This window comes from Micromonospora sp. NPDC000089 (assembly GCF_042899365.1).
GTDB lineage: Bacteria > Actinomycetota > Actinomycetes > Mycobacteriales > Micromonosporaceae > Micromonospora.
This window is the reverse complement of record NZ_JBIAZT010000006.1, coordinates 199,543-212,848: the sequence shown is the minus strand read 5'-3', so window position 1 is coordinate 212,848 and position 13,306 is coordinate 199,543. Positions and strand designations below refer to the sequence as shown.

The window sequence follows — 13,306 nt, the reverse complement described above, 5'->3', positions numbered from 1 at the left end:
TGTGGCAATCTACGAGCTCCCGACGTCGTTCGCCCAGCGGCGGATGTGGCTGCTGGTCGAGATGGACCCCGACCTGCCCACGTACAACATCTCCTGGGCGGTGTGGCTGGACGGTCCGCTCGACGTCGACGCGCTGCAAGGAGCCTGGGACGCGGCCCTGGCCCGGCACGAGGCCCTGCGCACCACGTTCCGCCACGAGGCCGGCGTGCCGGTGCAGATCGTCGACGACGAGCCGGATCCGCGACCGCTGCTGATCACCTCGGTCGAGCACCGGCCCGACGCCGAGCGGGTACCGGCCGCCCAGGCGCTGATCCGCGACATGGCCGGCATCACCTTCGACGTGGCTGACGGGCCGCTCGCCGTGGCCACCCTGGTCCGGATGTCGCCGGAGGCCCATGTCCTCGCGGTCGTGGCCCACCACATCGTGGCCGACGGCTGGTCGTTCCGGGTCCTCTTCGACGAGCTGTCCACCGACTACGAGGCGATGCTCCGCGACGGCGCCCCGACCGTCGCGGAGCCGGCAATCCAGTACGCCGACTACGCCATCTGGCAGCTCGGGCACGCCGAGGACGGCGGGTACGCGCCGGCCGGCCGGTTCTGGCAGGACGAGCTGGCCGAGGCGCCGTCGGCGCTGTCGCTGCCGAACGACGAGCCGTACCCGGCCCGCCAGACCTTCGCCGGTCGGTCCATCCACACCACTCTGGACAACGGCCTGGCCGACGCGCTCCGACAGCTCGCGGCCCGGCAGGGCAGCACGGTGTTCGCCGTCCTGCTGGCCGCCTACGCGGTCGTGCTGTCCCGGCTGACCGACAGCGACGACCTGGTGATCGCGGTACCGATGGCCGCCCGGACCCGACCGGAGACGGAGACGATGGTCGGCCTGCTGATGAACACCGTGCCGATCCGGGTCCGGATCGACCGGGACGCCACGCTCGGCGACCTGGTGCGATCCGTCCACCGCGCGACCGTGCGGGCGCTGGCCCACCAGGAGCTGCCGTTCGAGCGGATGGTGGAGCTGTTGCGCCCGGACCGCGACCCGGCCCGGTTCACGCTGACCCAGGTGATGTTCGCGATGGAGGAGTCCTGGGCCGTCCCGGACCGCGGCGGGCTCCACTGGCGACCCGAGCTGGTGGAGAACGGCACCGCGAAGTTCGAGATCGAGCTGACCGTCACCGAGGCGGCGGACGGCCCGCGGGTGCGGGTCAGCTACAACAGCGACCTCTTTCACGACGCGACCGGGCAACTCGTGACCGACGGCTTCCGGGCGATCCTGCGCCGCCTCGCCGACGACCCGGACGGCGTGGTCGCCGACGCGGAGATCATGTCCCCCGATCTGTCGGCCCTGGTCACCGACCGCTGGCCGGACGGCGGCCCGCACCTCGACCCGGGGGCGACCGCGGTGGCCCGGCTGCACGCGGCATGTGACGGCGACGCGGTCGTCGTCACCGGCGGCGACGGCGAGCTGACCGGCGCGCAGGTGCGGGACCGGGCTCGGCGGATCGCCGCCGCGCTCGCCGACCGGGGCGTCGGCGCGGCCGACCGGGTGGGGATCCTGCTGCCCCGCGGCGCCCGGCTCCTGCCCACGGTCCTCGGCGTCTGGTCGACCGGCGCGGCCTACATACCGCTGGACCCGATCTATCCGGAACAGCGCATCGCCATGATGCTGGCCGATGCCGGGGCGGCCGCGATCGTGGTCGACAGCGGCGTCGCGGTCGCGCCGGCCCTCCCGCCGGCGGCGGCGTCGATACCGGTCGTGGATCTGGCCGCGCTCCCGGCGGACCTCGAGCAGCCCGATCCCGTACTCGACGGGCCGCCGTCGGCCCCGGCCGTGACCATCTTCACCTCGGGGTCGACCGGCCGGCCCAAGGCGGTCACCGTGACCCAGGGCGGCATCGCGGCGCTGCTCGACGCGGTCGTGCCGATGCTGGCCCTCGGCCCGCGGGACCGGTTCGTCGCCGTGTCGACGTTCGCGTTCGACATCGCCCTGGTCGAGCTGCTCGCGCCGGTACTGGCCGGCGGCCGCGTCGCGGTCGCCGATACCGACCAGGTCAAGGACCCGGCCCGACTGCGCGACCTGCTGATCGACAGCGGCGCGACGGCCATGCAGGCCACGCCGGCCGGCTGGCGGATGCTCGTCGACGCCGACGGCATCCCGGAGACCGTGACGCTGCGGATGACCGCCGGGGAGCCGCTGCCCAGGGACCTCGCCGACGTGATGGGCGCCGGCCGTGGAGCGCGGGTGTGGAACCTGTACGGCCCGACCGAGACGACGATCTACTCCGGCGGTGACCTCGTCGCCGGATCGCCGGCCCCGATCGAGATCGGGTCGATCATCGCCGGGACCCGGCTGTACGTGCTGGACTCCCGGCAGCGGCCGGTCCCGCCCGGCGTCTTCGGCGAGGTCTACATCGCGGGAGCCGGGGTGGCCCACGGCTATCACGGTTCACCCGGGATGACCGCGGCCCGTTTCCGGCCCGACCCGTTCACCGGGCGGCCGGGTGCCCGCCTGTACCGCACCGGTGACGTCGGCCGGTGGCGCCGGACCGGTCGGATCGAGCTGGCCGGTCGGGCCGACCGGCAGATCAAGATCCGCGGGTACCGGATCGAGAGCGGCGAGGTGGAGGTGGCCCTACGCAGCCACCCGGACGTCGCCGAGGCCGTGGTGTCGGTGCGTGGCGGCAGAGACGACGTGCGCCTCGTCGGCTACATCGTCACCGCGAACGGCGCCGACCGGCCGCCTGCGGGGCTGAGCGAACACCTGCGGCGGACGCTTCCCGACTACATGGTCCCGGCCGCGTACGTGGTGCTTCCCGAGCTGCCGCTCACGCGCAGCGGCAAGGTCGACCACCGCAAGCTGCCCGAGCCCGACTGGAGCGCGTCGTCGAGTCAGGAGTCGGTCGCTCCGCGCACACCGGTCGAGGCCCGCCTGGCCGCGGTCGTGGCCGAGCTGTTGCTGCTGCCGGCGCCGGTCGGCGTGCGGGACAACTTCTTCGCCCTCGGCGGGCACTCGCTGACGGCGGCCCGGTTGATGGCCCGGATCCGCGCGGACTACGGCATCGACCTACCGATCCGTACGCTGTTCGCCGATCCCACGGTCGCCGGTCTGGCCGCCACGATGGCTGCCGGCGGGCCCGGCTGACCCGACCGATCGGTCCCCGCTCCTGGAATCGCGGCACCTGGACTCGGGTGCGCTCCACGCTCTCGATGATCACCATCGGCCGCGGTCGGACCTCGGCAGCGGTGGGATCGGTTCGACGGCGCCCGAAAACGGCGGGCAATGGCCCGTCAGGGCGTACGTCCGGAGTGGACGGACGGGTTGCCGGGGGTGACCGGACGGAGGGTACGAACGGGTACTCCGGTCGTCCTGATGCGCCGGCACGGACGGGCCATGCGGGCGGGGATCGTCGCCACCGGCGCACCCGGGTGAGGATGGCTGCGACGCCCGTAGCCGGGCGCCGAGCCGACCACGGGCAGGGAGGGACTGGTGGAGGTGTCGAGACTGACCGGGCGGCACGCCTCGATCGTCGGTGTCGGGAGCTGTCTGCCCGAGCGGGTGGTCGGCAACCAGGAGGTGTGCGCCGGCATCGACTCGACCGACGAGTGGATCGTGCGGCGTTCCGGCATCCGCCAGCGGAGGTTTGCCGGGCCGCAGGAGAGCCTGGCGGTGATGGGGTACGGCGCGGGCACGAAGGCGCTCGCGGCGGCCGGTCTCCCGGTGGAGCGGGTCGACTGCGTGATTGCCACGACCATGAGCCACCTGCGGCAGGCCCCGGCCGTCGCGACCCAGATCGTGCGCCTGTTCGGCCCGGGGGCGGACGTGGCGGCCGCCTTCGACCTCAACGCCGGGTGTGCCGGCTTCTGCTACGCGCTGGGCGTGGCGCGGGACCTGGTCGCCGCCGGCTCCGCGGAGCACGTCCTGGTGGTCGGGGTCGAGCGGATGAGCGACATCGTGGATCCGCGCGACCGGTCCTCGGCCTTCCTCTTCGGTGACGGTGCCGGTGCGGCGGTGGTGGCGCCGTCCCGTCAGCCGGGCATCTCGCCGGTGGTCTGGGGGTCGGAGAGCGGCCGCGGTGACGCCATCGCGCAGCCCCGGTCCTGGTCGGCGTTGCGCGATGACCCGGACGCCGGCTTCCCCTACCTGCGCCTGCAGGGGCCGACGGTCTTCCGGTGGGCGGTCACCCGGATGCGGGAGGTGGCCCGGGCCGCGCTGGCGGCGGCGGGCGTGACGGCGGCCGAGCTGACCGCGTTCGTTCCCCACCAGGCCAACGACCGGATCACGGACGCCCTGGTGGAGGGGCTCGACCTGCCCTCGTCGGTGGTCGTGGCGCGGGACGTGGCGGAGCTGGGCAACACGGCCGCCGCGTCGGTGCCGATGGCGATGGACCGGTTGGTGGCCCGGGTTCCGGAGGTGAGCGGTGGCCTCGCCCTGCTGCTCGGCTTCGGCGCGGGACTGCTCTACGCCGGTCAGGTCGTCCGGCTGCCCTGAGCTCCGTGCCGGGTCGGCTCGTCCGGCTGCCCGAACGCCCTCGGGTGGGCCCGGTGCACCGGCGACCGGCGCCGGCCATTGCCGTTCCGGAAACGGCCGTTAATATTTGCGCGCTCAAGAATTTAGTTACTGTCGAGTATCTCCGGCGCGGGCTGCCAAAATGCTTCTGCGAAGGGGTGGAGAGCAGTTCTGTCGCCGGTTGAGCGGGTCGTGGCGGCGTGGCTAAATCGACACGGTGAACGGGTGAACACCATCTCGGTGAGCAGAAGCTAGCACAATTTCCAACGATGAAGGAAAGCCCTGTTCAGAGGCCATGTCCGGCACCCTGGTCGGCCGTCGAGTCGTCGTCCGTCGATGCCGGCGGGCGGGGTCAACGCGTCCCGCGATAGCCCGCGGGAGGCTCGGCGCCCAACCAGACCGGCCAGGGGACCGGCCGGTCGGCCAGGAACGCGTCGATCACGGCCAGGAACCGGTCGGGCTGTTCCAGGTAGTGCTGGTGGCCGCAGTCGCCGAAGTAGAGCAGCCGACTGCCGGGCACGCTGTCCCGGTAGTCGACCGCCAACGACCAGGGCAGGTAGTCGCAGCCGCCCTTGAGGATCAGGGCCGGTACGCGCACCGCACCGAGGGCGGGGCGGATGTCGTCGGCCGGCCGGGTGCTGTTCAACGGCACCTCGTTGGCGTAGAAGCCGGGTCGGACCGGCGGCGGTGGCGGCGGGCTGCCGGGGCACACCAGGCCGGGCGCCGACTGCGCGTAGAGGGTGACGAAGCGGCTGTCCATCTCGTCGTCGCCGGAGAGCGCGTGCGCCGCCCGGGGGTCGGCCTTGAGTAGGCTGTAGGTCAGCGTCGCCCGCGGCCGTAGCAGGGTCGCGAACGCCGCCAGCCGCTGCCGCGGGGCCAGCCGGCCGAGCATTCCGGTGCCACTGACGTCCCCGACCTCGGGCACCAGCCGCCCGGGCGAGGAGAAGACCACCCGGGAGACGTGCTCGGGGCGGCGGGCGAGGTACGTCGCGGCCAGCGTGGCCCCGTAGGAGTGGCCGATCAGCGCCATCCGGGGCGTGCCGATCAGCCGACGGACCTGCTCCAGGTCCGCCACGTCGCGCTCCAGCGAATACCCGCGCGGATCGGCCAGCCGGCTGGAGCGACCCGCCCCGACCTGGTCGTACAACCAGACGTCACGGCCGCTGTCGGCCAGCCGGGCCAGCACCGGGGCGTCGTGGTCCGGGTCCGCCACACCCGGGCCGCCGTGCAGGAACACCACCGGGTCGGCGGTCGCCGCGGGACGCGCGGAAATCCGCAGCGCGGCGATCCGGTTGCCGTCCGGCAGGGTCCAGAAGCGGGTGCCTTCCGGTGCGGGTGGCACGTCGGGCCGCTGCGGGTCGAGGACCGCCCACGCCGCCGGCACGAGGACCAGGGCCACCGCGACGGCGGCCAGCGCGACGCGCGAGCGTCCGGTCGGTTCGCCGGCCGGGTGCCGGGTGAGCCACCACACGGCCGGTGTCAGCGTGAGGGCGTACCCCAGCAGCCCGGCGGTGAGGAAGAGCGCCGGCCGCTCGGTGGCCCGCGCCACGGCGAACGTCGCTGCCCAGCCGACCCCAATCGCAACGGCCATCAATGCTAATGCGCCTGCTGTGCGCAGAACGGTCATTATCGCCCGCCTCGTTGCTGAGTTGATCGGCACAACGCATGCTTGCACGACCGGCCCAGCAGCGAAAGCCGCTATGCCGGCCGTCGCCGACCGAACCGCCAACCACTCACCAGAGTTCTATTCCTGTTTTCTGGTGCGAACGGCCGATCGCAGTTAGCATTCGCTGAAATGATCGACCGGGCCGGATGTCTGGCCCTGTCCGTCCGGTCAGTCACGTCCCCCTCGACGGTGTCGGCGAAACGCGGCCAGGGGTCGGCCGCCGGTGTCGGATGCCGGGTGCGCGAGGGGCCAAACCGGCCCGCGGAGGAGAAGCATGCACGAGGTGAGCGAGAACCGGCTGCGGGCGGGGGCCGTCGCGGTCCTGGTGGTGATCGACAACGAGTTGACCCGGTGCGGTCTCAGTCAGATGCTGACCGACCTGCCGGGCGTGACGGCCGTGGACGCTGGTGAGGATCCGCAGGCCACCATCGGGCTGCTGGAGACCGGGAGGTACCAGATCCTGATCGTCGCGGTGGACGGGGCGGCGCAGGGCACGGGGGAGCTGCTCGCGGCCGCCGCCCGGGCCGGTACGTCGACGCTGTTCCTGCTGCGCAGGACCGAGGACGCGCTGCTGCCCGATGTCGCGGCGCTGCCGGTCGACGGGTTTCTGCTCGAACCCGGCCTCAACCGGGCCATTCTCGCCGACAGCCTGCGCAAGTTGCGGCACGGCGAGATGCCCATCCCGGGCTCGCTGGCGCGGCGCATTCTCGACGAGCTGCGGACCACTGGCAAGCCCCGGTCGGACCCGCCGTTCATGCTCACGCCCCGTGAGCGGCAGGCCCTTAAGCTCCTCGCCGAAGGGCTCAGCAACAAGCAGATCGCCCGTCGGCTCGGCATCTCCGAGCACGGCGCGAAGCGGCACGTCGGCAACGTCCTGGCCAAGCTCAACTGTCCCAACCGGACAGTGGCGGTGACCGTCGCCCTCAACCACGGCCTGCTCACCGAGGAGCGTGCGGCCCCTCCGGATCCCGCCGTGGTGAACCTTCGCCGCCGCATCGTGTCCGCGCCGGAGCAGCAGCGGTGGGGCAATGGAGGGAGAGCGTGATGACCGGTGCCAAGGTGTGGCTGGACGGTTCGCTGGTCGACTGGGACGACGCGCAGGTGCATGTCAGCGCGCACGGCCTGCACTACGGGATCGGATTCTTCGAGGGGGTCCGCTGTCACGGCACCCCGCAGGGGCCGGCGGTGTTCCGGCTCACCGACCACCTGCGCCGCCTCGCCCGGTCCGCCGCGACCTACCTGGTCCGGCTGCCGTACGAAGTGGAGGACCTGGCCGAGGCCTGCCGGTCGGTGGTACGCGCCAACGGGCTCACCGACGCGTACCTGCGGCCGATCGTCTTCCTCGGCGCCGGGGAGAGCCCACTCACCGCGCCGTACCGGGTGGCGGTGCTGGCCTCCTCCGACGGGCCGCTCGCCGGCGGCGCCAAGCAGCACGGGGTGAAGGCCAAGGTGGCCAGCTTCCAGCGGATGCCCTCGAACGTGCTGCCCCCCGCGGCGAAGGCCACCGGCCAGTACCTCAACTCCTACCTGGCCCAGATGGAGGCCCTCACCAGCGGGTACGACGAGGCGATCATGCTCAACACCGAGGGGCACGTCACCGACGGCTGGGCACACAACCTCTTCGTGGTCCGCGACGGCGAGCTGCGTACCCCACAGCTGGCCTCCGGCGCGTTGGAGGGCGTCGTCCGGGACACGGTGTTGACGCTGGCCACCGAGGCCGGCGTGCCGGCCCGCGCCGACGTCCTGGTCCGGACCGACCTCTACCACGCCGACGAGTGCTTCCTCACCGGCACGGCGGCCGGGATCGTCCCGGTGCTCAACGTGGATGGTCGCCCGATCGGCGGCGGCAAGGTCGGCCCGGTGACCCAGCGGATCGCCGCCGGCTACGTCGACCTGACCACCGGGCGCGACACCGCCCACCCCGAGTGGCGGGAGCTGGTGGCGTGAGCGCGCCGGCCACCGTGACGGAGCGCGAGTACCGCGGCTCGGTGCGGGCCGCGCTCGCCGCCCTCGACGCGGACCGGAGGCCGGACTGGGCCGCGGCCGGGCATCTCCCGCGGGAGGTGCTGCCCATCCTGGCGGCGCACGGGGTGTTCCGGGAGCGGTGGCTGCCCGGTGCCGCGGCCGGCGTGCCCCGGCTGATCGCCATGGCCGAGGAGTTGAGCGAGTTCGACAGCGGGCTCGCGCTCGCCGCGATGGGGCACAGCGAGGTCTTCGTCGGGGCGCTGCGCTGGCTGGCCGACGGCGACGCCCAGCGGACGCTGCTCGACGACGCGCTCGACGGGCGGGCCGTCGGCTGCTTCGGGGCGACCGAGCCGCATGGCGGGTCGGACCTGGCCGGCCTGCGCACCACCGCGACCCGGCAAGGGGACGGCTGGCGCCTGGTCGGCCGGAAACGCTACGTGTCGAACCTGGGAGCCGCGACCCACCTGCTCGCGGTGGGCCGGGTCGCCGGCAGCGGCCCCCGTGACCTCGCCCTGTTCCTGGTGCCGCTGGACGCGCCGGGAGTCCACGTGGAGGGCTTCTTCGCCGCCGCCGGCCTGCGCTCCTGCGACGTGGGCGAGGTCGGCCTCGACGCCCACCTCGGCCCGGAGGCGCTGCTCGGCGCGCCCGGCATGGGTCTGGCGTACGCCAGCCGGCTGCTGCAGTTCGAGCGGCTGTCCATCTGCGCCCAGCTGCTCACCGCCGGCCGGATGGCCCTGGGCCTCGCGGCCGCGTTCGCCCGCCGTCGGGTTATCGAGGGCAGGCCGCTGCTGGACAAGCAGGTGGTCCGGCACCGGCTCGCCCACGCCCACGCGCGGCTCGGCGTGGCCGCCGCCGCCCTGCGCGACACCGTGGCCCGCGCGGTCGCCGGAGAGGGCTTCGCGCACGAGGTGGCCGCGCTCAAACTGGTCGTCTGCGACACGGTGGAGGGCGTCACCGACGACTGCCTCCAGACCTTCGGCGCCCGCGGCTACACCACCAACTTCCCGCTGGAGGGCTGGTGGCGCGACGTGCGGCTGGCCCGCATCGGCGGTGGCGCCGACGAGGTGCTCACCGAGCTGCTGGCCAGCCGGTTGTTCCGGGCCGACCCCCGCTTCGACGCGGAGCTGGACCTGCTGGCCGCCGGGGACGCGCCGCGACCGTGAGACATCGGAAGGGGGTGGGGCGCGCCGTGCGCCCCACCCCCTTCCCTTCAGGCCAGGGTGGCCAGTACCCGACGGGGTGGCAGTTCCCCGCCGAGAACGGCGTCCCGCAGCGCCCAGCGGCGCGGCTTGCCGGAGGTGGTACGCGGAATCGCCCCCCGCTGCACCACCAGGACCGGCGCCGCCCGGGTGCCGAGCGCCTCGCTGACCGCTCGCCGGGCCGTACGGGCCAGCTCGGTGGCGGCCTGCCGTTCGCGCGGGGAGATCTCCAGCACCAGTCCGAAGCGCTCGCCGCCCTCGGTCCGGTGCTTGAACGCCGCACAGCCCAGCAGCTCCGGTCCGCCCGAGCCGAGCGCCACCGCCTCGACGTCCTCGGCGAACACGTTGTGGCCCGAGACCGACGCCACATCGGCCCGCCGACCGATCACGAACAGCTCGCCGTCGTGCACGAACGCCGCGTCGTCGGTGTCGAACGGCCCGGGCGTCCGGTCCTGGAAACCGTCGGCAGTCCAGTAGCCCTCGAAGAGCCAGTCGGAGTCGAGCAGCAAGCTGCCGGCGGGGTCCCCGCCCGAGACGGCGTACCGGTTTCCGGGCAGCGGCGGGCCGAGTGAGACGTGCCCGTCGGGCCCGAGCACCGGGCCCCGGTCGTGCGGGGCGCAGGACACGCCGACCGTCCCCTCCGCCAGCCCGTACGCGGGCATGACGGCCTCCCAGGGGAACCCGAGCGGGCCGGCCACCCGGTGGAAGTCCAGCAGGTCCGACCAGACCACCCGCTCGGCGGCGTTCAGGCAGGCCCGCATCGCGGACAGGTCCAGCCCCGGCGGGTACGGCACCCGGGAGGCGAGCCGGAATCCGAAGTTCGGCGCCCCGCTGATCGTGGCCCGCTCGGCCGCGAGCAGCGTCAGCCAGCGGCTCGGGTCCAGCACGAACGCCCTGGGATCGAGGTGCGTCTGGGTGATCCGGGCGTAGAACGCCGAGCCGAAGAAGCACACGAAGCCCAGGTCGTGGTAGAGCGGCAACCAGGTCGCCATCGTGTCGCGGTCGGGATCGAGGCCGAAGCAGCGACTGATCATCTTGACGTGCCCGGCGAAGGTGTCGCCGCGCACGGCGACGCCCTTGGGCGTGCCGATGCTGCCGGAGGTGAACTGCACCAGCGCCGTACGGGGGATGGTGGGCTCGGGATCGGCCACCCGCTCCTCGCCGTGCAGGGCGGCGACCGGCAGGCCGCGCACCCGGGGAGTCAACGGCGCCTCGTCCGGCGCGTCGGTCAGGTACAGCCGGCACTCCATGGCGTCGAGCACCGGGCCGAACCGCTGAGCGTACCCGGCGCGGTCGCGTCGCGGCGGCGGCGGCAGCGAGACCAGGGTGCCACCGGCGGCCCAGATCCCCAACGCGGCAGTGACCGTGGGCAGGTCGTTGGCGACGGTGAGGGCCACCGGGTCGCCCGGGCGCAGACCGGCGGCCCGCAACCGGTGTGCGGCGTAGGTGATCCGCCGGGCCAGCAGGTCGTAACTGGCGCCGTCACGGGCGCCGTCGGCGGCGAGGAAGCTGACCATCGCCGACGACCCGTACGGCCGGACGATCTCTTCGAGGCTCAGGCCCGGCTCGGTCGCGTAGCTCTCCGGCCAGGTGACGGTGGGGGACAGGTCGAGCTGCGTCATCGGGTCGCCAATCGTCGTCGAGGCTGCGGCGGAGTCGAACTGGCCCGGCGGGTGGCGTGGGTGCCGGACGGGACACCGGCTGCGCCCGCCGCCGCGGGCACAGCCGGTACGACCTCGCGTCAGGCGTTCGTCGCCTCGGCCTCCAGCTCGGCCACCGCCCGCACGTCGGCCTCGTGGGCGCGGTCGATGATGTCGTCCACCCGTCGGTCCTCCCGGGCCCGTTCCCGCAGCGCCTCCTCGATGTAGGAGACGTGCCAGGCCTCGTCACGGATGATGGCGCGCAGCGGGCGGCGGACCTCCTGCGGCAGGTCCTCCTGGCCCACGTGCAGCTCGTACTCCGACAGCCCGCGCTTCTCCGACACCAGGGTCAGCGCCAGCATGTCGGTGAGCGTCTTCGGGATGCCGAAGTGCGCGGAGAGGCGGGCCTGGTAGGGCTGTGCCACCTCCACCACCTCGCCGCCGAACTCCTCGATCGCACGGGTCCACAACCAGGCGTGCACCGCCTCGTCCCGCAGGTGCCGGGACAGGTCGCTGCGCAGCCGGCCGGTGTCGGCGAGCCGGGCCATCCGCATGATGGCGCCCGCGCCGTGCACCTCCGCGGCGCGGTACTGGTTGAGGATCCAGACCGGATCCTCCGGGTCGATGTGTCGGCCGGTAGCGGTGATCACGGGGTGGCCTCCTGCTGGGTCAGCGCACGTCCGACGTCCCCGATCGTGCGCAGGTCGGACAGGTCGGACAGGGGAAGGTGGGTGCCGGTCTCGGTGTGCAGGGCCGCGAGCAGCTCCGAGGCGTCCAGGGAATCGAAACCGAGGTCGTCCACGAGACTCGTCTCCGGGCTCAGGGCGCGCACGTCCACTCCCCGGCCCCGGGCCACCAGGCTGGTCACCAGTGCCAATGCCTGTTGTTCGTCCATCGCTCGCTCCCACCGGTCTGCCGCACGCGGATACCTGTCGGCTTGCCGGTCCACGGGGACGGGCAGCCGCGTTCCGGACGCTAAGCCCGCCCCGGTGGCCCCGTACCCCCGGAAGAGGGACCCACTTCGTCGCCGCCGGCCGGCCGTGGCGGTCGGAGTACCCGACCAGGCCCGGTCGGGGTGCCGGTTCGTACCCACCCGGTCCGGGGCGGGTGGGCCGCGGGCCGTTCCCCGGCCACGCGGACCGGCACACCGGACGGTCCGATCGGGTAGTGCGCCGCGCCAGCCCGCGGACCACAGTCGCGGCATGGTCGGATGCGAAGCGGAGATCGATCTCGCGGCCATCGCGCACAACGTCTCCGCGCTGCGCCACCTGCGGGCCGCGGAGGTGATGGCCGTGGTCAAGGCGGACGGGTACGGCCACGGCCTGGTCCCCGCCGCCCGGGCGGCGCTCACCGGCGGCGCGAGCTGGCTCGGCACCGCCTACCTGCCGGAGGCGCTGGCGTTGCGGGCCGCCGGGATCACCGCGCCGGTGCTGTGCTGGCTGCCCCGGCCGGGCGAGGACCTGGCGCCGGCCGTATCGGCGGACGTCGACGTCTCCGTCTCCGACCGGTGGGTGCTCGACGAACTGCTGGCCGCCGCCCGGCGGACCGGACGGGCGGCCCGGGTGCACCTCAAGGTCGACACCGGCTGCGCCCGCGCCGGCGCCACCCCGGCCCGCTGGCCGGAGCTGCTGCTCGCAGCCGGGAAGTCCGTCGGGGACGAGCTGGACGTGGTCGGCGTGTGGAGCCACCTGGCCAACGCCGACCAGCCGGGTCATCCGTCGACCGAACGACAGCTGGCGGCCTTCGCGGAGGCGCTCGAGGTGGCGGCGGCCCACGGCATCACCCCCCGGCTGCGCCACCTGGCCAACTCGGCCGCCGCGCTGTCCGTGCCGGCGGCCGGGTACGACCTGGTCCGGCCCGGCATCGCGATCTACGGCGTCAACCCACTGCCCGGACCGCCGCCGGTGGAGCTGATCCCGGCGATGACCCTGCGCGCCCCGGTCGTGCTGGCCCGTGAGGTGGCGGCCGGCACCCCGGTCTCCTACGGCCACGAGTACGTCACCACCCGCCGCACCACCCTCGCCCTGGTGGCCGCCGGGTACGCCGACGGCGTGCCGCGCGCCGCCGGGAACCGGGCCGAGGTCCTGCTCGCCGCGCGGCGGCGCCGGATCAGCGGCCGGGTCTGCATGGACCAGTTCGTGGTCGACGTGCCCGACGCCCCGGTGGTCGCCGGCGACCCGGTGGTGCTCTTCGGGCCGGGCACCGGTGGCGAGCCGACGCTGGTGGAGCTGGCCGACGCGGTCGGCACCATCCCCAACGAGCTGCTCACCCGCCTCGGCCCACGGGTGCACCGGACCTACCGCTGACCGCCCCGGTGTCGCACCGACGTCCG

Annotated in this window: 10 protein-coding genes; 6 read left to right on the top strand and 4 right to left on the bottom strand. The window is 73.8% G+C overall.

Annotated features, from left to right (window positions below; all coding sequences use genetic code 11):
- The first annotated feature begins 1 nt into the window (after nucleotide 1).
- Both ACFY3U_RS13985 and ACFY3U_RS13980 read left to right on the top strand, forming a co-directional pair.
- The gene (locus ACFY3U_RS13985) at nucleotides 2-3,139 is read left to right on the top strand and encodes an amino acid adenylation domain-containing protein (protein WP_387200229.1); all 3,138 of its coding nucleotides are present in this window, start codon (nucleotides 2-4) and stop codon (nucleotides 3,137-3,139) included.
- A 345-nt stretch (nucleotides 3,140-3,484) separates the two neighbouring features.
- Complete coding sequence (locus tag ACFY3U_RS13980; RefSeq protein WP_387200226.1) at nucleotides 3,485-4,486, top strand: beta-ketoacyl-ACP synthase 3; 1,002 nt, start codon at nucleotides 3,485-3,487, stop codon at nucleotides 4,484-4,486.
- A gap of 370 nt (nucleotides 4,487-4,856) precedes the next feature.
- Here the strand turns inward: ACFY3U_RS13980 and ACFY3U_RS13975 are convergent, their stop codons facing one another.
- Nucleotides 4,857-6,095 carry an alpha/beta fold hydrolase gene (locus tag ACFY3U_RS13975; protein ID WP_387200223.1) on the bottom strand — a complete coding sequence of 413 codons (1,239 nt, stop codon included), beginning with the start codon at nucleotides 6,093-6,095 and terminating at the stop codon, nucleotides 4,857-4,859.
- A gap of 349 nt (nucleotides 6,096-6,444) precedes the next feature.
- Here ACFY3U_RS13975 and ACFY3U_RS13970 point away from each other — a divergent pair, with 349 nt between their 5' ends.
- Genes ACFY3U_RS13970 through ACFY3U_RS13960 form a run of 3 tightly spaced genes read left to right on the top strand, consistent with a single transcriptional unit; the run spans nucleotide 6,445 to nucleotide 9,298 of the window.
- Nucleotides 6,445-7,215 carry a LuxR C-terminal-related transcriptional regulator gene (locus ACFY3U_RS13970; protein ID WP_387200221.1) on the top strand — a complete coding sequence of 257 codons (771 nt, stop codon included), beginning with the start codon at nucleotides 6,445-6,447 and terminating at the stop codon, nucleotides 7,213-7,215.
- Nucleotides 7,215-8,117, top strand: coding sequence for a branched-chain amino acid transaminase (locus tag ACFY3U_RS13965; protein WP_387200218.1), 903 nt, complete (start codon nucleotides 7,215-7,217; stop codon nucleotides 8,115-8,117). The genes ACFY3U_RS13970 and ACFY3U_RS13965 overlap by 1 nt, the downstream gene beginning before the upstream one ends.
- Nucleotides 8,114-9,298 carry an acyl-CoA dehydrogenase family protein gene (locus ACFY3U_RS13960; RefSeq protein ID WP_387200215.1) on the top strand — a complete coding sequence of 395 codons (1,185 nt, stop codon included), beginning with the start codon at nucleotides 8,114-8,116 and terminating at the stop codon, nucleotides 9,296-9,298. Before ACFY3U_RS13965 ends, ACFY3U_RS13960 begins: the two co-directional genes overlap by 4 nt.
- Nucleotides 9,299-9,345: 47 nt before the next feature.
- Here the strand turns inward: ACFY3U_RS13960 and ACFY3U_RS13955 are convergent, their stop codons facing one another.
- The 3 genes from ACFY3U_RS13955 to ACFY3U_RS13945 form a co-directional block, all read right to left on the bottom strand.
- Complete coding sequence (locus tag ACFY3U_RS13955; RefSeq protein WP_387200212.1) at nucleotides 9,346-10,956, bottom strand: AMP-binding protein; 1,611 nt, start codon at nucleotides 10,954-10,956, stop codon at nucleotides 9,346-9,348.
- Between the two features lie 119 nt (nucleotides 10,957-11,075).
- Entirely contained in the window at nucleotides 11,076-11,624 is a 549-nt protein-coding gene (locus tag ACFY3U_RS13950) for a ferritin-like domain-containing protein (protein WP_387200209.1), read from the bottom strand.
- Entirely contained in the window at nucleotides 11,621-11,869 is a 249-nt protein-coding gene (locus tag ACFY3U_RS13945) for an acyl carrier protein (RefSeq protein WP_387200206.1), read from the bottom strand. The genes ACFY3U_RS13950 and ACFY3U_RS13945 overlap by 4 nt, the downstream gene beginning before the upstream one ends.
- Nucleotides 11,870-12,176: 307 nt before the next feature.
- Between ACFY3U_RS13945 and alr the strand changes: the two genes are divergently transcribed.
- On the top strand, nucleotides 12,177-13,280 hold the full coding sequence (gene alr / locus ACFY3U_RS13940) for an alanine racemase (protein WP_387200202.1): 1,104 nt from the start codon (nucleotides 12,177-12,179) through the stop codon (nucleotides 13,278-13,280).
- Nucleotides 13,281-13,306: the final 26 nt, after the last annotated feature.